Below are 20124 nucleotides of genomic sequence, written 5' to 3'. Positions count from 1 at the left end.
CTCACCCGGAGTGCAGCGCGCCGAGCGCCTGTTCCAGATCGGCCCGGAGGTCCTCGACCGCTTCCAGCCCGATGGAGAAGCGAACCAGCACGCCGGCATGCGGCCACGCCGGTCGCATCGACGGCACGTCATACGGCACCACGAGGCTCACCGGCCCGCCCCAGGAGTAACCCAGGCGGAACAGGCGCAGCCGGTCGCAGAAGGCGTCCACCCGCGCGGTGTCGAAGCGGGCATCGAGCACGACCGAGAACAGGCCGGCGGCAGCATCCTGCATGCCGCACAGCGCCCGCCAGTGCGCGTGCCCCGGGGCGCCTTCCAGCGCCGGGTGCAGCACGTGGGCCACCTCGGCGCGTCCGCGCAGCCAGGTCGCCAGCTCGCGAGCCGCCGCATCGTGCGCGCGATAGCGCAGCGCGATGCTGGGCAGCGCCCGCAGCACCGCCTCGGCATCGTTCGCGCCCACGCCCCAGCCGCCGCGCATGTGCGTGAGCTTCAGGCGGTGATGCAGCGCCTCGTCGCGCGTGACCACGCTGCCCATGAGCACGTCGCCGCCGCCGCTGGGGTACTTGGTCAGCGCCTGCACGGCGATGTCCACCGCGAGCGGCGTGGCCGCACCCGGCTGCAGGTCGAAGGCGTTGAAGGCCAGGCCCGCGCCCCAGGTGTTGTCCAGCGCGCAGGTGACGCCGCGCTCGCGGCAGAGGCGCACCAGCGCCGGCAGATCCGGGAACTCCATCGTCACCGAGCCCGGCGCCTCCAGCCACACCAGCTTCGTGCGCGGGCCGATGCGGGCCGCCAGGTCCTGCGGCTGCATCGGGTCATACAGCTGGTGCGTGATGCCCCACTGGCGCAGCTCGCCCTCGGCCAGGGCCTTGCTGGGGCCGTAGACATTGGCAGGCAGCAGCACCTCGTCGCCGGTGGCGAGCAGGGCCATGCCCACGTTGGCGATGGCGGCCAGGCCACTGGGCAGCAGCAGGCACTCGCGCCCGCCTTCCAGCGCGGCGATGCGCTCTTCCAGCAGGAAGGTGGTGGGCGTGCCGTGCAGGCCGTAGGTGTAGCCGTTCTTGTGGCGCCAGTCGCGCGCGCGCATGGCGGCCACGCTGGCGAAGAAGACGGTGGAGGCCTTGTGCACCGCCGGCTGCGGCGCTTCAAAGCCGGCTGGCGGCTGGTACGGATGGTGGATCAGGTCGGTGATGCGCTCGGACATCAGCCGATGGTAGCGCCGGGCGCGCTCAGATCTTCCACTTCTCCAGCAGCTTGTCGGGGGTGAGGCTGTCGTAGCCCTCGAAGGGCTGGTGGATCCACGGATTCGTGGGCAGGAACTCCACCGAGTAGTCGGGCTGGAACGTGGAGAGACCCTTGGTCCAGATCACGGCGCTGCGCAGCTCGGTGATGGGCTTGTAGCTGCCCCGCAGCAGGTCGATCACCTTGTGCAGGGTGTGGCCGGAATCGGCCAGGTCGTCCACCAGCAGCACCTTGCCGCTGATCTCGCCCTTGGGCGTGGTGATGTAGCGCGCAATGTCCAGGTGGCCCTGCACCGTGCCGGCCTCGGCGCGGTAGGAGCTGGTGGACATGATGGCCAGCGGCTTGTCGAAGATGCGCGAGAGGATGTCGCCGGGCCGCATGCCGCCGCGGGCCAGGCACAGGATGGTGTCGAACTGCCAGCCCGACTGGTGGATCTTGATCGCGAGCTTCTCGATGAGGTTGTGGTACTCGTCGTAGCTCACGTACAGGTGCTTTCCGTCCTCAGTCAGCATGCAGGGCTCCTCTGTGCTCGGGATGCGCTCAGGGCAGGTAGGGATGGCGCATCATGATGGTGTGGTCCCGGTCGGGGCTGGTCGAGATGATATCGACTGGCACGCCGGTCACCTGCTCGATGCGCTGCAGGTACAGGCGGGCGTTCACCGGCAGCTTGTCGTACTGGGTCACGCCCACGGTCGACTCGGTCCAGCCGGGCAGCGTCTCGTACACGGGCTTGCAGCGCGCGATCTCGTCGGCGCCCATGGGCAGGATGTCGATGTGCTCGCCGTCCAGCTCGTAGCCGGTGCACAGCTGCAGTTCCTTCAGGCCGTCCAGCACGTCCAGCTTGGTGATGCACAGGCCCGACAGGCCATTGACCTGCGCGCTGCGCTTCAGCAGCGCGGCGTCGAACCAGCCGCAGCGGCGCGAGCGGCCGGTGGTGACCCCCTTTTCCGCGCCCACGGTCGACAGGTGGTAGCCCACGGTGCCCGGCGTCTCCCAGTCCAGCTCGGTCGGGAACGGGCCGCCGCCCACGCGCGTGCAGTAGGCCTTGGTGATGCCCAGGATGTAGTGCAGCATGCCCGGGCCCACGCCAGCGCCCGCGGCGGCGTTGCCGGCCACGCAGTTGCTGGAGGTGACGTAGGGATAGGTGCCGTGGTCCACGTCGAGCAGCGTGCCCTGCGCGCCCTCGAACAGCAGGTTGTCGCCGTGCAGGTGCGCCTCGTTCAGCTCGCGCGAGACGTCGGCCATCATCGGTCGCAGCAGCTCGGCGTGGCGCATGGCCTCGTCGAACACAGCCTGGAAGTCCAGCGGCTGCGCATGCAGGTAGTTCACCAGCACGAAGTTGTGCAGCTCCAGCAGCACGCGCAGCTTCTCGGCGAAGCGTTCCGGGTGCTTCAGGTCCTGCACGCGCAGCGCGCGGCGGGCGATCTTGTCCTCGTACGCGGGGCCGATGCCGCGGCCGGTGGTGCCGATCTTCTCGGTGCCGCCCTTCTCGCGCAGGGCCTCGCGGGCCACGTCCAGCGCGGCGTGGAAGGGCAGGATCAGCGGGCAGGCCTCGCTGATGCGCAGGCGCGAGCGCACCTCCACGCCGGCCTTCTCCAGGCCCTCGATCTCCTCCAGCAGCTTGGCCGCCGAAAGCACCACGCCGTTGCCGATGTAGCACTTCACGCCCGGCCGCATGATGCCGCTGGGGATGAGGTGCAGCGCTGTCTTCACACCGTTGATCACCAGCGTGTGGCCGGCGTTGTGGCCGCCCTGGAAGCGCACCACGCCTTGCGCCATCTCGGTCAGCCAGTCGACCAGCTTGCCCTTGCCTTCGTCACCCCACTGGGTGCCGACCACGACCACGTTGCGGCCCTTCGTCTTCGTCATGACAGATCGCTCTTTGCGAATGGGGATGGGAAATGGGGGTGCGGCTCAGCGCGCACGCACGGACCAGCCGCCGGCGCCGTCGGCCACCAGCTCGCGGTCGCAATGGAATTCGTCGACCTCGCTGCCGTGCCCGGGCAGCATGCACACGACCGTCTCGCCCTGGCCGCGCAGCGCCGCGATGGCCGCGCGCAGGCTCTCGGCCTCGGCGCCGGCTTCCAGCCAGGGGGCGCGGACCGCGGCCTTCAGCGCGGGACGGGCGGCAACCGCCGCCAGTTCCTTCACGTCGAGGCTGAAGCCGACGGCCGGGCGGTTGCGCCCGAACACCGCGCCCACCTCGTCGTAGCGGCCGCCGCGCACCAGCGCGTCACTCGCGCCGGGCGTGTAGATGCCGAAGCGCACGCCGCTGTAGTAGGCGTAGCCGCGCAGATCCGCCAGGTCGAAGCGGACGGCCGCGCCCTGCACCTGCTGAGCCAGCGAGGCCATCTGGGCCAGGGCCTCGTGCACGCCCGGCAGCGCCGGCAGCACGGCGCGGGCCTCGGTCAGCACGGCCTCGTCGCCGTACAGCCGCGTGAGGGCCTGCAGGGCGGCGCTGGTGCCAGGTGCCAGGTCACGGCACAGGCTGGCCAGCTCAGCCGCATCCTTGGCGGCCAGGGCGGCGTGCAGGGCCGCCTCGCGTGCGGCGTCGAGCGACTGGCCCGCCAGCAGCGCGCGCACCACGCGCACGTCGGCCATGTCCACGGTCAGCGGACCCACCTGCGTGGCCCGCAGGCAATCGAGCGCCAGGGCCAGCGCCTCCTGGTCAGCCTCGGGGCCGGCGTGGCCGTAGATCTCGGCGCCGAACTGCAGCGGCTCCCGCGTGGCGTGGGGCTTGTCGGGGCGGGTGTGGAGCACCGGGCCGCAATAGCACAGGCGCGTGACGCCTCGGCGGTTGAGCAGATGTGCGTCGATGCGGGCCACCTGCGGCGTGGTGTCGGCGCGCAGGCCCATCATGCGGCCGGAGAGCTGGTCCACCAGCTTGAAGGTCTGCAGGTCCAGCGCCTCGCCGGTGCCGGTGAGCAGCGACTCCAGGTGCTCCAGCAACGGCGGCATCACCAGCTCGCAGCCATAGCCGCGGGCAGTGTCCAGGAGCAGTCGGCGAAGTTCTTCGATATGCCGGGCCTCGGAAGGCAACACATCGGCGATGTGATCCGGCAGGACCCAGGCGGACATGGGCGTCGGGTGGGGCTGTTAAAACGTGGATTCTACGCGGTCGACCGAGGTCGCCCGCGGCGGCCCGGCTCAGGCCAGCAGCCAGAGCCCGGTGAGGCCGAGCACGATGCTCACGAGTCCGAAGAAGCGCAGCTGGCCGTCGCGCAACTGCAGGATCTGCTGGAAGGTGCGCCGCCAGCCGCCCGGCGAGAGGAAGGGCAGCAGGCCCTCGAACACCAGCATCAGGGCCAGCGCGGCCCAGAAGACGTCGGCGCTCAAGGCGGCTGCCCCGTGGCGGCTACTTGCGCGGCGCGGCCGGGGCGGGCGCGTTGCCGCCGCGGAAGGTACGGAAGAACTCCGATCCCTGCGGGTCGACGATCATCACGTCACCGCGGCGGCCGAAGCTCGCCTTGTAGGCTTCGAGGCTGCGGTGGAACTGCGCGAACTGCGGATCGCGGCCGAAGGCCTCGGCGTAGATGGCCGCGGCCTGGGCATCGCCCTCGCCCTTGATCTTCTGCGCGTCGCGGTAGGCGTTGGCCACCGTCACCTCGCGCTGCCGGTCGGCGTCGGCGCGGATCTTCTCGCCCTCGGCGCCGCCGGTGGAGCGCAGCTCGTTGGCCACGCGCTTGCGCTCGGCCTCCATGCGGCGGTAGACGGACTCGGTGATCGCCTCCACGTAGTCGGCGCGGGTGATGCGCACGTCGATGATGTCGATGCCCCAGGGCTTGGCGCCCTTCACGGCCTCGATCACCTCGCGCTTCACGTCGGACATGATCTCCTCGCGCTTGGCCGACAGCAGCTCGCGCACGGTGCGGCGGTTGATCTCTTCCTGGAACGCGTTGCGCACCACGCGGTTGAGCTGGTTGGCGCCGGCGGCCTCGTCGAGGCCGACGTTGCGGATGTATTCCGACGGATCGGTGATGCGCCAGCGCACGTACCAGTCGATCACCACGCGCTGCTTCTCGGCGGTGAGCATGGGTTCGGTGTCCACGCTGTCCAGCGTGAGCAGGCGCTTGTCGATGTAGCTCACGTTCTGGAACGGCGGCGGCATCTTGACGTGGAGGCCCGGCTCGGTGATCACTTCCTTGATCTGGCCGAGCGCGTACACCACGCCGAACTGGCGCTGGTCGACGACGAAGAGCATGGAGCTGGCCAGCGCGAGCGCCACCAGCAGGGAGGAGACGATGAATCCGACTTTGTTCATGGCGGGGCCTCGATCAGCGGGTCTCGCGTTCGCGGCTGCGCGCGTTGTCGCGCGCCCGGGCATCGCCCTGCGCCGACGGGGTCGTCACGGCGGCCGGCGCACTGATGGCCGGCGCGGCCTCGGCGGCGGCGCCCTGCTGCGCGACCTGCTGCATGATGCGGTCCAGCGGCAGGAACAGCATGTTGCCGCCCTGGCGGGACTCGACCATCACCTTGGTCACGTTCGAGTAGATCTGCTGCATGCTCTCCAGGTAGAGGCGGTCGCGCGTGACCTGCGGCGCACGCTGGTATTCGGCCAGCAGCAGCTTGAAGCGTTGCGCGTCACCCTGGGCCTGCGCCACGATGCGGGCCTTGTAGCCTTCGGCCTCCTCGGCCAGGCGCGAAGCCGCGCCGCGGGCCCGCGGGATGACCTCGTTCGCGTAGGCCTGCGCGTCGTTCTTGGCGCGCTCGCGTTCCTGGCCGGCCTTGAGCACGTCGTCGAAAGCGGCCTGCACCTGCTCGGGCGGCCGCACGCCACCTTGCTGCAGGTTGATGCCCACGACTTCCACGCCCACCTTGTAGCGGTCCAGGATGGTCTGCATCAGCGCCCGCACGCGCGGGCCGATCTGGTCGCGCTCGTCGGCCAGGGCGGAATCCATCTTCATCTTGCCCACCACCTCGCGCACGGCGCTCTCGGCGGCCTGGACCACGGCCTCGGCGGGGTTCTTGCTCTCGAACAGCCAGGCACGGGCGTCGTTCAGGCGGTACTGCACGGCGAACTTGATCTCGACGATGTTCTCGTCCTCGGTCAGCATCGCCGATTCCTTCAGGCCGGTGGTGCGGATCACGCTGTCGCGGCCCACGTCGACCGAGCGGATCTGCGTGACGTACACCACCTCGTGGCGCTCGATCGGGTATGGCAGGCGCCAGTTGAAGCCCGCGCCGACCGTGGAGGTGTACTTGCCGAAGCGGGTGATGACCGCCTGCTGGCCTTCCTGCACGATGAAGATGCCGGTGCCCATCCAGATGACGACCACCACCGCGGCGATCAGGCCGGCGCCGACGCCGGCGCTCTTCATGTCGGGCTGGAAGCCACCGCCCTGCCCGCCGCCGCCGAAGCCGCCGCCAGAACCGCCGCGCTTGCCGCCGAACAGGCCGCCGAGCTTGCGGTTGAAGTCACGCCAGAGTTCGTCGAGGTCCGGCGGACCCTGGTTGGGGCCCTGCGGCCGGTTGCCACCGCCCTCGGGCCGATGGCCATTGCCCTCGGGCCGCTGGCCGCCGCCCTCGTTCTTGTCCTCGCCACGGCCCCAGCGCGGGTCGTTGAGGTTGAACATGCCCCGGATCCGACCACGGAGGCCGGCCATGCCCAGGCTGGGGAAGGAAAATTTCATGCGCTTGGTCTTCTCTCGAATTCGGCCCGATTGTGCCCAATCACGACTAGGCATCGACTGGAAGGGCTTCCCGCGTGGCGCCGGCCCGGTCGGCGACGGCCTGTGCCAGGTGCTCGCGCAGCGTGTCCAGGCCTTCGCCCGTGCGGCTGCTGACGAACACCCGCGGCACGGGGTGGCCCTCGATCTCGTAGAGATCATGTCCATGGGGCGGCCGGCGGTCCGCCGGCAGGGCGTCGAGCTTGTTGAACACCAGCACCTGCGGCACGGCCGCGGCGCCGATCTCCTGCAGGACGCGCTGCACCTCGGCGATCTGCTCGGGGTGATGGGGATTGGCGGCGTCCACCACGTGCAGCAGCAGGTCGGCATCGGCCGCCTCCTGCAGGGTGGCCTGGAAGGCGTCGATCAGGCCGTGCGGCAGATCGCGGATGAAGCCCACCGTATCGGACAGGGACACGCTGCGGCCCGCCTCGCCCAGGTAGAGCTGGCGGGTGGTGGTGTCCAGGGTGGCGAACAGCTGGTCGGCCGCGTAGGCGCGGGCCTTCACCAGCGCGTTGAACAGCGTGGACTTGCCGGCGTTGGTGTAGCCCACCAGCGAGATGTTGAAGGTGTCTCGCCGCTCGCGCTGGCGGCGCTGCGTCTGGCGCTGCTTCTTCACCTTCTGCAGGCGCTCGCGGGTGCGCTTGATCGCGTCGTCGATCATGCGGCGGTCCAGCTCGATCTGCTTCTCGCCCGGGCCGCCGCGCAGGCCGGCACCGCCCGTCTGGCGCTCGAGGTGGGACCAGCGGCGCACCAGTCGCGTGCTCAGGTACTGCAGGCGGGCGAGCTCGACCTGCAGCTTGCCCTCATGGCTGCGGGCACGCTGGGCGAAGATCTCGAGAATGAGCAACGTGCGGTCATTCACCGGCAGGCCGGTGTGGCGCTCGAGGTTGCGCTGCTGCGCGGGCGAGAGCGCCTGGTCGAACAGGATCTCGGTGGCGCCCGAGGCCGTGGCGAGCATCTTGATCTCGTCGGCCTTGCCGCTGCCCACGAACAGCGCGGCATCCGGCGCGCGTCGCTTGCACGTGATGCGCCCCACCGGTTCGAGGCCGGCAGTCTGGGCGAGAAGGCCGAGCTCTTCGAGTTCGGCGTCGAAATGGGGCAACCCCAGGTCCACCCCCACCAGGATGGCGGAGGCGGCGGGCTTGTCGGACGTGGGTGTCAAGTCGTATGGTGGCGGGTAGCAGGTCGCGGGGCTGGCCCGCCGGAGAGGCCCGGCCTCTGGGGGGCGCGGCTCAGCCGGCGCCGCCCTCGGCCGGCTCCGCCGGCGAGAAGTTCACCGCCCGGCCGGGCACGATCGTGGAGATGGCGTGCTTGTAGACCATCTGGGTGACCGTGTTGCGCAGCAGGACGACGTACTGGTCGAAGGATTCGATCTGGCCCTGCAGCTTGATGCCGTTGACCAGATAGATCGAGACCGGCACGTGCTCGCGACGCAGGGTGTTGAGGAAGGGGTCTTGTAGAAGCTGCCCTTTGTTGCTCACGATATTCTCCGTGTTCAAGCGTTGCTGGAACTTGCACATTACCACATCGGTCCCGCCGGCACGGCTTTTTCGCGTGCCGGGCGAGCCGGGGTGGGCCGGTCGGCGCGGCGCAGCTTGCGCCCCGTGAGGGGGAGATGGGGCCCCGCGCCGGCCTTGCAAGGGCCCCGCCGGCTATTCCTTGTCGGCGTAGGGGTTCTTCGAGGTCCGCATCTCGATGCGCAGCGGGGTGCCCACCAGGTTGAAGGCCTTGCGGAAGCGGCCTTCGAGGAAGCGCTTGTAGGCGTCCGTCACGTGTTCGAGCGAGTTGCCGTGCACCACGATCACCGGCGGGTTCATGCCGCCCTGGTGCGCGTAGCGCAGCTTGGGCCGGAACATGCCCGAGCGCTTGGGCGACTGGAACTGCACGGCCTCCAGCAGCAGGCGGGTCAGCACCGGCGTGGTCATCTTGGTCATGGCGGCCTTGTGGGCCTGCGCGATGGCGCCCCACAGCGGGCCCAGGCCCTGCCGCTTCTTCGCCGAGATGAAGTGCAGCTCGGCGAACTTCAGGAAAGCAAGCCGGGCCTCGATCTGGCGGCGCAGCACCTCGCGCGCGTACTCGTCCACCGCGTCCCACTTGTTCACCGCCAGCACCACCGCGCGGCCGCTCTCGAGGATGTAGCCGGCGATGTGGGCGTCCTGGTCGGTCACGCCCTGGGTGGCGTCCAGCAGCAGCAGGACGACATTGGCGCTCTCGATGGCCTGCAGCGTCTTGACGACCGAGAACTTCTCGATGGCCTCGAATACCTTGCCCTTGCGGCGCAGGCCGGCCGTGTCGATCAGCTCGAACTTCTGCCCGTTGCGCTCGAAGGGCACCGCGATCGCGTCGCGGGTGGTGCCCGGCAGGTCGAAGGCGACCAGGCGTTCCTCGCCCAGCCAGGCATTGATGAGGGTGGACTTGCCCACGTTGGGCCGGCCGGCCACCGCCAGCTTGACCACGCCGGCTTCCTGAGGGGGCGCAGCGTCGTCTTCCTCGGGCAGGTCGAGCGGGTCGAGCGCGGCCTCCACCAGGCTGCGGATGCCCTGGCCGTGCGCGGCCGACACGGGATGCACCTCGCCCAGACCCAGTTCATAGAACTCGGTGAGCTGCGGGCCGGTCTGCATGCCCTCGGCCTTGTTCGCGGCCAGCACCGTGGGCTTGCCCAGCCGGCGAAGGTAGCGCGCGATGTCGTGATCCTGCGCGGACAGGCCGGCCCGCGCATCGACGACGAACACGACGACGTCCGCCTCGGCCACGGCCTGGCGCGTCTGACGGGCCATCTCCATGAAGATGCCGGATTCGGCATCGGGCTCGAAGCCGCCGGTGTCGATGACGATGAACTCGTAGCGACCCTGGCGCGCATTGCCGTAGTGGCGGTCGCGCGTGAGGCCGGCGAAGTCCGCGACGATGGCGTCGCGCGACTGCGTCAGGCGGTTGAACAGGGTCGACTTGCCGACGTTGGGGCGCCCCACCAGGGCCATCACGGGCTTCATGGGCGCCTCGGGTTTCGGCTACTGCGGCGTGAAGCCGTAGACCCCGCCCGAACGGGTGACCACGACCAGGGTGTTGGCGGCCACCACGGGGCCGGCCGCCACCGCTGAGCCATCGGTGGCAAGGCGGTTCAGCAACGTGCCGTCCTCACGCGACAGCAGGTGCACGAAGCCCTGCGCGTCGCCCACCACGACCGAACGACCCAGCACCAGCGGCGTGCCCAGGCCGCGGAACTGCAGCTTGTCGTTGAGCCAGGCGCGCTGGCCGTTGTCACGGCGCCAGGCGACGACGCGGCCATCGCTCTCGGTGCCGAAGACGTGCGTGGCGTCGCCGTGCACGCCGGTGGCGCCACTGGCCTTCTGCGTCCACAGCACGGCGCCGCGGGACGTGTCCACGCAGCCCACCGTCGCCTGGAAGGCCCGCACGCAGACGCTCTGGCCTTCGCGGCTGACGCGGTCGACCAGGTCGACCAGCCGCTCGACGTCGTTCACGCCCCGGGCGATGGCGATCGGGGCCTCCCAACGCACGCTGCCAGTCAGCGGGTTGAGGCCGGCCAGACGGCCGCCCTGCCCCGCCACCAGCGTGTCGCCCACGGCCAGCAGCACGCCCGCCTGGCGCAGCACCAGGGCCTCACCGGGGCGTTGCTGGCTCCACAGGCGGGCGCCGGTCTGGCCGTCGAAGGCGCTCACGGAGCGGTCGGCGCCGAGCACGAACACGCGCGCACCAGCCACCAGCGGCGGGGTGTACGACAGCACCGGCAGCTTCTGGCGCCACAGCACGCGGCCACCCGTCATGGCCACCAGTTCCTGGCCGCGGGTGACGACCGCCGCCGTGGTGCCGTCCGAGCCCACGCCTGCGGCCAGCGCACCGCCGGCGGCGGCGCGCCAGACCTCGCGGCCGCTGGTCGCGTCGAGGGCCACCACGGTGCCGTCAGAGGCGGCCAGGGTCACCTGGTTGCCATTCACGGCCACGCCGAGCGGGAAGCCGACCTCGCCGATGCGCGCCGACCAGGCCTGCCGCACACCCAGCAGGTTGGGGTTGGCCTGCAGTTCGGCCGGCTTCGGCTTGTCGTCCGATCCGCCCATGAAGGGCAGCGACGAGCAGCCTGCCAGCGCAGCCAGGGCCATGCCGGCCAGGGCCAGGCGACCGGCGCGGGAGCGGATCGCGCGGGCGATCATGATTTCACGGCCGGCTGCGCGGCGGGCTTGAGCGTCTGCATGTCGAAGCCGAGCGCGGTGAGCTTGGCCTCGACCAGGGTGCGGTACTCGGCCTCGGCGTCGAGCGCCTTCCAGGCCTTGGCGTATTCAGCCTGCGCCTCCGTACCCTTGCCCTGCAGGTTGTAGACGTCGCCGCGGCGGTCCGCCGCCAGGCCCTCGAACTGCGCCGGGAAGGCCGCCGAGAGGGTCTTGAGCGCGTCGTCGAAGGCCTTCGCCTCCACCTGCAGCCCGGCGAGCCGCAACCGCGCGACGGCCTTCAGGCCGGCGTCGCCGGAGCTGTCGGCCACCCATTGCAGCGCGGCGCGCGCCGCATCGGCCTTGCCCTTCTGCGCCAGCACGCGGGCGGCCATCAGGCCCCCCTGGTGCGCGTAGGTGGTGCGACCGAACTTGTCGCGGATGTCGTTGAAGGCCTGCTCGGCCCGCACCGGATCGCCAGCGCCAGCCGCGCGGTCGATCTCGTCGTAGAGCACCGAGGCCTGGGCGGCCTGCGAGCGCTGCCAGTACTGCCAGCCGTTCCAGGCGGCAAAGCCGCCCAGCACGGCGATCAGGAACCAGGTGATCGCGTTGCCGTATTGCTTCCAGAAGTGCCTGAGCTGGTCAAGCTGTTCCTGTTCTTCGAGGTCGAGTTGTCGTGCCATGGATGGGGCGCTCGCGCGCCGGGCGCGTGGATCAAGCCGGGGATTGTAGTTTCACGGCCCAGGACGCCGGGTCGGCCAGGGGCATCGGCACCTGCGTGCCATCGCCGCCGCGCAGGGCCTTCACGCCGACCTGGCCCTGGGCCAGCTCGTCGGGGCCGAAGACGAGCGCATAGCGCGCGCCACTGGCGTCGGCCTTGCGGAACTGCGCCTTCATGCTGCCGGGGCCTTCCGGGCCGGCCGCATGCATCTGCACCCGCACACCGGCACCGCGCAGCGACTCGACCGCGGCGATGACCGCTGGCAGCGGCACACCGGCCGGCACGACCGCGTAGGCATCCGGGGCAGCCGAGGGCACGGGCACCTGCAGCGCCTGCAGCAGGAGCAGCAGGCGCTCGATGCCCAGGCCGAAGCCGACGGCGGGCGCGGGCTTGCCGCCCAGCTGCTGGATGAGTCCGTCGTAGCGCCCGCCCCCGCACACCGTGCCCTGCGAGCCGAGCTGGTCAGTCACCCACTCGAACACGGTGAGGTTGTAGTAGTCCATGCCCCGCACCAGGCGCGGGTTGACGGTGTAGGCCAGGCCGACGGCGTCGAGCGAGGCACGCAGCGTGTCGAAGTGCGCCAGCGACTCGGGTCCGAGGAAATCGATCAGCCGGGGCGCGGACTCCACGACATCGCGCATGGCCTCATTCTTGGTATCGAGGATGCGCAGCGGGTTGCTGTGCAGGCGGCGCTGCGCGTCGGCGTCCAGCCGGTCGGCATGGGCCTCCAGGTGGGCCACCAGCGCGTCACGGTGCGCTTTGCGCTCGGCCGGTTGGCCCAGGCTGTTGATCTCCAGCCGCACGTCGCGCCCCTCGACCAGGCCGAGCTCGCGCCAGAGCGCGCGCGCCATGAGGATCATCTCGACATCGACGTCGGGGCCGGCGAGACCCAGTGCCTCCACGTCGAGCTGGTGGAACTGGCGGTAGCGCCCCTTCTGCGGCCGCTCGTGCCGGAACATCGGACCGATGGTCCAGATGCGCAGCGGACCGTTGTACAGCGCGTTGTGCTCGATGACCGCGCGCACGATGCCGGCCGTGGCCTCCGGCCGCAGGGTGAGGCGGTCGCCGTTCATGGCGTCGGTGAAGGAGTACATCTCCTTCTCGACGATGTCGGTCACCTCGCCCAGGCCGCGCACGAACAGCGCGGTGGGCTCGACCACCGGCGTCAGCACGTAGTGATAGCCGTAGCGGGCCAGCACGTCGCGCACGGCGGACTCGAACCACTGCCACAGCTGCGAGTCGGGCAGCTTCTCCGTGCGCGGCACGGCGGCCGGCAGGATGTCGTTCATGCCCTTGACGGCACTCAGTTTCTCAGCCATGGAAGCCTTGCTCAGGCATGCCCGGCCGACGCCGGAGCGTGGCCGAAGCGCTTGTCGATGTAGTTCTCGACGATCTGGTGGAACTCCTGCGCGATGCGTTCGCCGCGCAGGGTGAGGGCCTTCTCGCCGTCAATGAAGACGGGGGCGGCCGGTGCCTCGCCGGTGCCAGGCAGGCTGATGCCGATGTCGGCATGCTTGCTCTCGCCCGGGCCGTTGACGATGCAGCCCATCACCGCGACCTTGAGCTTCTCGACGCCCGGGTACTTGGCACGCCACACGGGCATCTGCGCGCGCAGGTGATCGTCGATCTGCTTGGCCAACTCCTGGAAGGTGGTGCTGGTCGTGCGGCCGCAGCCGGGGCAGGCGGTGACGCTGGGGACGAAGGCGCGCAGGCCCAGGGCCTGCAGGATCTCGGTGGCGATCACCACCTCCTGCGTGCGCGACTCGCCGGGCTGCGGCGTGAGCGACACGCGGATCGTGTCGCCGATGCCCTCCTGCAGCAGGATGCCCATGGCGACCGAAGAGGCCACCGTGCCCTTGGTGCCCATGCCGGCCTCCGTCAGCCCGAGGTGCAGCGGGTGGTTGGTGCGGCGCGCGAGTTCGCGGTAGACGGCGATCAGGTCCTGCACGCCGCTGACCTTGCACGACAGCAGGATCTGTTCGCGCGGCAGGCCCAGGGCCTCGGCCCGGTGGGCGGATTCGATGGCGGAGGTGACCAGGGCTTCATACATCACCTGGCGGGCCTCCCAGGGCTGGGCGCGGCGCGCGTTCTCGTCCATCAGGCTGGCCAGCAGCTCCTGGTCGAGGCTGCCCCAGTTCACCCCGATGCGCACCGGCCGGTTCCACTTCAGCGCCGCCTCGACCATCAGCGCGAACTGGCGATCGCGCTTGTCGCCCTTGCCGACGTTGCCGGGGTTGATGCGGTACTTGGAGAGCGCCTCCGCGCAGGCCGGATGGTCGGTCAGCAGGCGGTGGCCGTTGTAGTGGAAGTCGCCCACCAGCGGCACGTCGATGCCCATGCGATCGAGCTGCTCGCGGATGTAGGGCACCTGGGCGGCGGCCTCGGGCGTGTTCACCGTGATGCGCACCAGCTCGCTGCCGGCCAGGGCCAGCTCCTTCACCTGGATCGCCGTCGCGATGGCGTCCTCGGTGTCGGTGTTGGTCATCGACTGCACGCGGACCGGCGCGTCGCCGCCGACGGTGACGACACGCGCGCCCCAGGCCACGCGGGCCTGCAGCGAGCGGCGGGGGGCCGGCGCAGCCGGCGCGATGGGCAGACAGGCCTGATCGTTCATCAGCGGACTTCGAAGCGGGCCACGTTGTCGCGGCTCACGGGGGCCAGGTTGAAGGGTTTGCCGCGGACCTGCACCTCGGTGGAGGCGACGCTGCCGACGATCACCGTCAGCGGGGCAGCGCCAGCGGCGGTGGCCGTGTCACCGGGCCCCATGAGGCGACGCAGCACGTCCTGGCCGCGCGCGTCGGTCACGTGGATCCACGAGATGCCCGAGGTGCGGAAGGCCACCAGGCCCGCCGGCCAGGCGGCAGGCGACACAGCGGATGCAGGCGCGGCGGCCACCGGTGCACGGGTCTGCGCCACGGGCGGAACCACGGCGGCCGGCGCGGGAACCGGAGCGGCCGTCACGGGAGCGGGCGCGGGCGCGGGTGCGGGTGCCGGCGCGGGTGCCGGCGCGGCCACAGGGGCCGGTGCGGGCGGCGCGGGCGGCGCGGGCGGCGTGGCAGCCGGCGCAGGCGCCAGCACCGCCTTCGGGGCGACAGCGGGCGCGGTCAGCGGCGCGGTGCGCGGCGGCTCCACCGGCGTCACGGTGACGGCCGGCGGCGGCAGCACCGGCGTGGCCGCCACCGGTGGGGCCTCGGAGCTGCCCGGGGCGCCGGGCAGGAACACGAGCACGACCGCGGCCAGCAGCAGTGCCAGCACGCCCAGTACCACCGGGCGCGACAGCTGCTCCATCCAGCCGGGTGCCGGGCCATCACCGGGCGCCCGGAAGGGCGCATTGATGCCATCGTCGTCCTGCACCAGACGCGGCTTGGACGACTGCGGCAGGCGTTCCAGCACCGGCTGGGGATCGATCTTCAGCGTGCGGCAGACGCTGGAGGCCAGCGCGCGCACGAACACGGCATCGGGCAGGAGGTCGTAGCGGTCCTCATCCAGGGCCTCGAGCTTGCGCACCGGCACCTTCAGGTTCACGGCGAGGTTGGCCACATGCAGGCCGGCGGCTTCGCGTGCCCGCCGCAGCATGGCCCCTGCGGTCTCCCCGGCGGCCGGCGCCGGCGGCGCCTCCGCTTCACTCATCGAAGGCCCTCCGGTCCAGCGCCGCGCGCTCGCGCGACTGCGGGAAGCGCTTGCGCAGCTGGTCCGCCAGCTGCTCCAGCGCGACGTTGTCGTTCATGCGCTGCTCCACCTTGATGCCCAGCCACAGCGACTCGGCGTTGGCCAGCTCGCTGTTGTTCAGGCGGCGGATGTAGAACTGCGACCGCGCGTAGTCGCCGCGCAGGTACAGCAGCTGCGCGAGGTTGTAGCCGATGATGGGGTTGCCCGCATCGAGCTCGTAGGCGCGAGCGAGGCTGCGCTCGGCCTCGGGCCGCAGGCCTGCGCGCGCCTGGCACAGGCCCAGCGCCATCAGCGTCTTGGCCCGGCCACCGTAAACGGGGTTGGCGATCGCCGCCTCGAACGAACGGAACGAATCCTGGTAGCGACCGAGCTGGCACTGCAGCCAGCCCAGGTTGTGATGCACGTTGGAATCGCGCGAGTTCAGCGCCAGTGCGCGGCGGAAGCTGTCTTCGGCCTGGCGGTTGTCGCCCAGCCGCATGTAGATGAGTCCGCGCAGGCTGTAGGCATCCGGGAAGGACGGGTCGATGGTGATGACCTGCTTCAGCTCGTCGAGCGCGACCTCGGTCTTGCCTTCCTCGAAGTAGCCGGAGGCGAGTTCCAGGCGGATGCGCGCGCGACGGCGCGTCTCCGTCTCGTCGGACGGCGTCACGATGTCGGCCGCGCTGGCTTCCTGGGGCGGGTTCGCACAGCCGCCCAGCGTCAGCAGCAGCACGCCGGCCGCCGCCGCAACGGCCCACCCGGGGGACAGCCGCCCCACCCTCGCCCAGCCCGTTGTCATGATCGCGTCGTCTCCTTGGTCCGGCCGGGGGCCGGCGCCCTTCTCAGTACCACCGTGCGCTGCTGCGCCATGCGCTCGCCGACGCGCGTGCGGTCGCGCACGTCACCGGCGAGTTGCCCGCAGGCGGCGTCGATGTCGTCGCCACGGGTCTTGCGCACGGTCGTCACGATACCAGCATCAACCAGGATTTTCGCGAATGCCTGCACGCGCTGTGGCGGCGAGCGCAGCAGGCCGGAGGCCGGGAACGGGTTGAACGGGATCAGGTTGAGCTTGCACGACACGCCCGTGCCGCGATGGCCACGCACCAGGTCCACCAGCGCCTGGGCATGCTCGGGCTGGTCGTTCACGCCGTCGAGCATGCAGTACTCGAAGGTGATGAAGTCACGCGGGGCGTGCTCAAGGTAGCGCTGGCAGGCGTCCAGCAGCTCGGCCAGCGGGTACTTGCGGTTGAGCGGCACCAGCGCGTCGCGCAGCGCGTCGGTGGGCGCATGCAGCGAGACCGCCAGGGCCACCGGGCAATCCTGCGCCAGGCGGTCGATCATGGGTACCACGCCCGAGGTGGAGACGGTGACCCGGCGACGCGACAGGCCGTAGGCGTGGTCGTCCAGCATCACGCGCAGGGCGGGCACCAGGGCCGCGTAGTTCTGCAGCGGCTCGCCCATGCCCATCATCACCACATTGGAGATGACCCGCTCGTCGCGGCCGAGGTGGCGGCGCAGGAAATGCTCGGCGAACCAGAGCTGCGCCACGATCTCGCCCGTGGAGAGGTTGCGCGAGAAGCCCTGGTGGCCGGTGGAGCAGAAGCGGCAGCCCACCGCGCAGCCGGCCTGCGAGGACACGCAGAGCGTGCCGCGGTCGTCCTCGGGGATGAAGACCGCCTCGACGGCGTTGCCGTCACCGACGTCGAACAGCCACTTGATGGTGCCATCGGCGGATTCGTGCTGCGAGAGCACGGCCAGGCCCTCGACCCGCGCATGCTGCGCGAGCTTCTCGCGCAGGGAGCGGGCCAGATCGGTCATCTGGCTGAAATCACTGGCGCCGCGCTGGTGGATCCAGCGGAACAGCTGGGTGGCGCGGAAGCGCTTCTCGCCCAGCGTGGCGCAATAGGCGGCCAGCCCCTCGAGATCGAAATCGAGCAGGTTGGCCGTCATGGCATGGCCTGTTCCCGGCTCAGCGGGAATAGACGTTCATGCCGGCGAAGAAGAAGGCGACTTCGGCCTTCGCCGTCTCGGGGCCGTCGGAGCCGTGCACCGCGTTGGCGTCGATGCTGTCGGCGAAGTCGGCGCGGATGGTGCCGGCGGCGGCCTTCTTGGGATCGGTCGCGCCCATCAGGTCACGGTTCTTCAGGATGGCGTTCTCGCCTTCCAGCACCTGGATCATCACCGGGCCGGAGACCATGAAGTCCACCAGGTCCTTGAAGAAGGGGCGCTCCTTGTGGACGGCGTAGAACTGCTCGGCCTCCTGGCGCGACAGATGGGCCATGCGCGCGGCAATGACCTTCAGGCCGGCGGCCTCGAAGCGCGCGTAGATCTGGCCGATGACATTCTTGGCAACGGCGTCGGGCTTGATGATGGACAGGGTGCGTTCGATGGCCATGGGGGCTTCCTGGAAGGGTTCTGCTGATGCTAGGGAATCTCGCCGCAACCGGAAAGTTCGGCAAAGCCCGCGATTCTAGCCTCAACCCCGCCCGCGACCGGTGCCGCGGCGTGAACCACCCCGCCCGCCGCCCGGGCCGCCGCCTTCGCGGCGCTGCCGGTTGAAGCTGTCGCTGCCGATGTAGCCGAGCGACGTCTTCATGGGATCGGGCTGGCCGCCGCCCTGCCCCTTGCCGCTGCCGCCCTTGCCACCGCCGCCCGCGCCGCCGCCGGGCCGCCCGCGCCGGTTGCCCGATGGCGGGCCGTCCGTCCGGGCGCCGGGGCCGCCCTGGGGCCGTGGGCCGTCGCCGCGGCCGCGCCGCTGGTTGCGGCCGCGACCGCTGCCTTCGGATGCCGCCTCGCGGCCGAGCTCCGGCACGCCGGCGGCCTGGGTGAGCTCGCGGATGTCGCGCTCGTCGAGCTCCATCCACATGCCGCGCTTCAGGCCATGCGGCAGCACCATCGCGCCGTAGCGGATACGGATGAGCCGGCTGACCGCGTGGCCCACCGCCTCGAACAGGCGCCGCACCTCGCGGTTGCGGCCCTCGTGGATGGTCACGCGGTACCAGCGGTTGGAGCCGTCGCCGCCGCCGTCCTCGATGCTGCCGAACTGGGCCATGCCGTCATCGAGGCGCACGCCATCCAGCAGGCGCTGGCGCTCCTCGTCGGCCAGCGCCCCCAGCACGCGCACGGCGTATTCGCGCTCCACGCCGAAGCGCGGGTGCATCAGCCGGTTGGCGAGCTCGCCCGAGCTGGTGAACAGCAGCAGGCCCTCGGTGTTGAGGTCCAGCCGGCCGACCGACTGCCACTTGCCCTGCTGCAGGCGGGGCAGCTTGCGGAACACGGTGGGCCGGTTCTGCGGGTCGTCATGGGTGACCACCTCGCCGACCGGCTTGTGATAGGCGATCACGCGCGCCGGTGGCGGCGCGATGCGCACGCGGATCGGCTTGCCATTGACCTTGATCTGGTCCCCGTACTGGATGCGCTGGCCGATGTGGGCAGGCTCGTTGTTGACGGAGATGCGCCCCTCCATGATGAGCTGCTCCATCTCCAGGCGCGAGCCCAGGCCGGCCTGGGCCAGCACCTTGTGCAGCTTGGGTGTCTCGGGCTGGGGCAGCAGCACGCGCTTGGGCGGCGCGGCGTCGGCGGCCTCGGCCTCGGCGTCGAAGCGGCCGGAGATGACGTCCAGGAAGCGGTTGTCCGGACGGTCGCCATCGGCGGTGTCGGCCGTGTCGATGCCGGCGGCTGCTTCGTCAGCGGGTTCGGCCCCGGGCGCATCGCCCGCTTCCTCGTCGGGCGGGCCGGCCTCTGACGACGCCTCAGGCACGGCCGCACCGGCGGGAGGGGCCGAGGGCACTGCATCGTGCGGCAGCTTCGCATCCTCGTCCGGCTCGCGCACGGGCTCGGCGGGGGTCTCGGGCGCGTGGGCGGCTCTGGGGGGGGTGTTCATCGCTTCAGGTCGGCAGGGCTTGGGCGTGGTCCGGATCGTCGGCGTCGTCGGCCTCGTGGGGGGGCGTTGGGGTCGACGCGGCGGGCGCAGCCGGCGCATCCGCCGGCACGGGGGTCTCATCGGCGAAGAGACCTTGCTCGATGGGCAGGCCGGACGCCATGGCGGCGTCGCCTTCGCCATCGGCGCCGGGGGCCTCCGGCAGCTCGCCGGCGAGGCCGGCCAGGGCATCGGCCTGCGGCGACGGGCTCTGCAGCTCCGGCAGCTGGTCGAGCGAGGCCAGGCCCAGGTCATCCAGGAACTGCCGCGTGGTCGCGTACAGGGCCGGCCGGCCGGCCGCCTCACGGTGGCCGATCACCTCGACCCATCCGCGGTCCTCGAGCTGCTTGAGCAGCTGGCTGCTGATGGTGACGCCGCGGATCTCTTCCATGTCGCCGCGCGTCACGGGCTGGCGATAGGCGATGATGGCCAGCGTCTCCAGCGTGGCGCGCGAATAGCGCGGTGGCTTCTCCGGGTGCAGCCGGTCGAGGTACTCGCGCATCTCGGGGCGGCTCTGGAAGCGCCAGCCGCTGGCCACGCAGACCAGCTCCACGCCGCGTTGCGTCCAGGCCTGCTGCAGCTCGCCCAGCAATTCGCGGATGGTGTCGGCGCCGAGCGCGTCGTCGAACAGCACGCGCAGGTCGCGCACCGATAGCGGTTGCTGCGCGCAGATCAGCGCGGTTTCCAGGATGCGCCGGGCATCCGCCGTGTTCATGGTCTCGTCGCTGGTGCCGTGGGGCTGAGGGTTCGCGCGGCGGCATCGCGAAA

The 20124-nt window shown here is 70.9% G+C and carries 20 protein-coding genes; all 20 read right to left on the bottom strand.

The features are described 5' to 3' along the window. Position 1: 1 nt before the first annotated feature. On the bottom strand, positions 2-1201 hold the full coding sequence (locus tag ACE3T5_RS00185) for a PLP-dependent transferase (protein ID WP_374663165.1): 1200 nt from the start codon (positions 1199-1201) through the stop codon (positions 2-4). A 25-nt stretch (positions 1202-1226) separates the two neighbouring features. Beyond that, positions 1227-1751, bottom strand: a complete 525-nt coding sequence (locus tag ACE3T5_RS00180) for a phosphoribosyltransferase (RefSeq protein WP_374663163.1) — start codon at positions 1749-1751, stop codon at positions 1227-1229. Between the two features lie 28 nt (positions 1752-1779). Beyond that, positions 1780-3108 carry an adenylosuccinate synthase gene (locus ACE3T5_RS00175; protein ID WP_374663161.1) on the bottom strand — a complete coding sequence of 443 codons (1329 nt, stop codon included), beginning with the start codon at positions 3106-3108 and terminating at the stop codon, positions 1780-1782. Between the two features lie 45 nt (positions 3109-3153). After that, positions 3154-4317 carry an ATP phosphoribosyltransferase regulatory subunit gene (locus tag ACE3T5_RS00170; protein WP_374663159.1) on the bottom strand — a complete coding sequence of 388 codons (1164 nt, stop codon included), beginning with the start codon at positions 4315-4317 and terminating at the stop codon, positions 3154-3156. A 69-nt stretch (positions 4318-4386) separates the two neighbouring features. Then, complete coding sequence (locus tag ACE3T5_RS00165; protein ID WP_374663157.1) at positions 4387-4575, bottom strand: DUF2065 domain-containing protein; 189 nt, start codon at positions 4573-4575, stop codon at positions 4387-4389. A 19-nt stretch (positions 4576-4594) separates the two neighbouring features. Further along, positions 4595-5500: a protease modulator HflC gene (gene hflC / locus ACE3T5_RS00160; protein ID WP_374663155.1), complete on the bottom strand. Its 906-nt coding sequence runs from the start codon at positions 5498-5500 to the stop codon at positions 4595-4597. 13 nt (positions 5501-5513) lie between these two features. Next, on the bottom strand, positions 5514-6869 hold the full coding sequence (gene hflK / locus ACE3T5_RS00155) for an FtsH protease activity modulator HflK (RefSeq protein ID WP_374663153.1): 1356 nt from the start codon (positions 6867-6869) through the stop codon (positions 5514-5516). A 46-nt stretch (positions 6870-6915) separates the two neighbouring features. Then, the gene (gene hflX, locus ACE3T5_RS00150; protein WP_374663151.1) at positions 6916-8070 is read right to left on the bottom strand and encodes a GTPase HflX; all 1155 of its coding nucleotides are present in this window, start codon (positions 8068-8070) and stop codon (positions 6916-6918) included. A gap of 70 nt (positions 8071-8140) precedes the next feature. After that, positions 8141-8389, bottom strand: coding sequence for an RNA chaperone Hfq (gene hfq, locus ACE3T5_RS00145; RefSeq protein WP_374663149.1), 249 nt, complete (start codon positions 8387-8389; stop codon positions 8141-8143). 171 nt (positions 8390-8560) lie between these two features. Next, positions 8561-9898, bottom strand: a complete 1338-nt coding sequence (gene der, locus ACE3T5_RS00140) for a ribosome biogenesis GTPase Der (protein WP_374663147.1) — start codon at positions 9896-9898, stop codon at positions 8561-8563. Between the two features lie 18 nt (positions 9899-9916). Then, positions 9917-11074: an outer membrane protein assembly factor BamB gene (gene bamB / locus ACE3T5_RS00135; RefSeq protein WP_374663145.1), complete on the bottom strand. Its 1158-nt coding sequence runs from the start codon at positions 11072-11074 to the stop codon at positions 9917-9919. Then, the gene (locus ACE3T5_RS00130) at positions 11071-11751 is read right to left on the bottom strand and encodes a YfgM family protein (RefSeq protein ID WP_374663143.1); all 681 of its coding nucleotides are present in this window, start codon (positions 11749-11751) and stop codon (positions 11071-11073) included. The genes bamB and ACE3T5_RS00130 overlap by 4 nt, the downstream gene beginning before the upstream one ends. Positions 11752-11782: 31 nt before the next feature. Continuing rightward, a complete protein-coding gene (gene hisS / locus ACE3T5_RS00125) occupies positions 11783-13108 on the bottom strand; it encodes a histidine--tRNA ligase (protein ID WP_374663141.1) in 1326 nt (441 codons plus the stop codon). Between the two features lie 11 nt (positions 13109-13119). Beyond that, complete coding sequence (gene ispG, locus ACE3T5_RS00120) at positions 13120-14403, bottom strand: flavodoxin-dependent (E)-4-hydroxy-3-methylbut-2-enyl-diphosphate synthase (protein ID WP_374663139.1); 1284 nt, start codon at positions 14401-14403, stop codon at positions 13120-13122. Next, positions 14403-15419 (bottom strand): helix-turn-helix domain-containing protein, encoded by a 1017-nt coding sequence (locus ACE3T5_RS00115; RefSeq protein ID WP_374663137.1) that lies wholly within the window; start codon positions 15417-15419, stop codon positions 14403-14405. The genes ispG and ACE3T5_RS00115 overlap by 1 nt, the downstream gene beginning before the upstream one ends. Then, entirely contained in the window at positions 15412-16236 is an 825-nt protein-coding gene (pilW, locus tag ACE3T5_RS00110; RefSeq protein ID WP_374663135.1) for a type IV pilus biogenesis/stability protein PilW, read from the bottom strand. The genes ACE3T5_RS00115 and pilW overlap by 8 nt, the downstream gene beginning before the upstream one ends. Then, entirely contained in the window at positions 16233-17387 is a 1155-nt protein-coding gene (gene rlmN, locus ACE3T5_RS00105) for a 23S rRNA (adenine(2503)-C(2))-methyltransferase RlmN (RefSeq protein WP_374663133.1), read from the bottom strand. Before rlmN ends, pilW begins: the two co-directional genes overlap by 4 nt. 19 nt (positions 17388-17406) lie before the next feature. Continuing rightward, positions 17407-17832 carry a nucleoside-diphosphate kinase gene (ndk, locus tag ACE3T5_RS00100; RefSeq protein WP_374663131.1) on the bottom strand — a complete coding sequence of 142 codons (426 nt, stop codon included), beginning with the start codon at positions 17830-17832 and terminating at the stop codon, positions 17407-17409. Positions 17833-17913: 81 nt separating this feature from the next. After that, the gene (locus ACE3T5_RS00095; RefSeq protein ID WP_374663129.1) at positions 17914-19320 is read right to left on the bottom strand and encodes a pseudouridine synthase; all 1407 of its coding nucleotides are present in this window, start codon (positions 19318-19320) and stop codon (positions 17914-17916) included. Positions 19321-19324: 4 nt separating this feature from the next. Continuing rightward, positions 19325-20071: an SMC-Scp complex subunit ScpB gene (gene scpB / locus ACE3T5_RS00090; RefSeq protein WP_374663127.1), complete on the bottom strand. Its 747-nt coding sequence runs from the start codon at positions 20069-20071 to the stop codon at positions 19325-19327. Between the last annotated feature and the right edge of the window lie 53 nt (positions 20072-20124).

It is taken from the genome of Ramlibacter sp. (assembly GCF_041916345.1).
Lineage (GTDB): Bacteria > Pseudomonadota > Gammaproteobacteria > Burkholderiales > Burkholderiaceae_C > Ramlibacter.
This window is presented reverse-complemented; position numbering and strand designations above follow the sequence as displayed.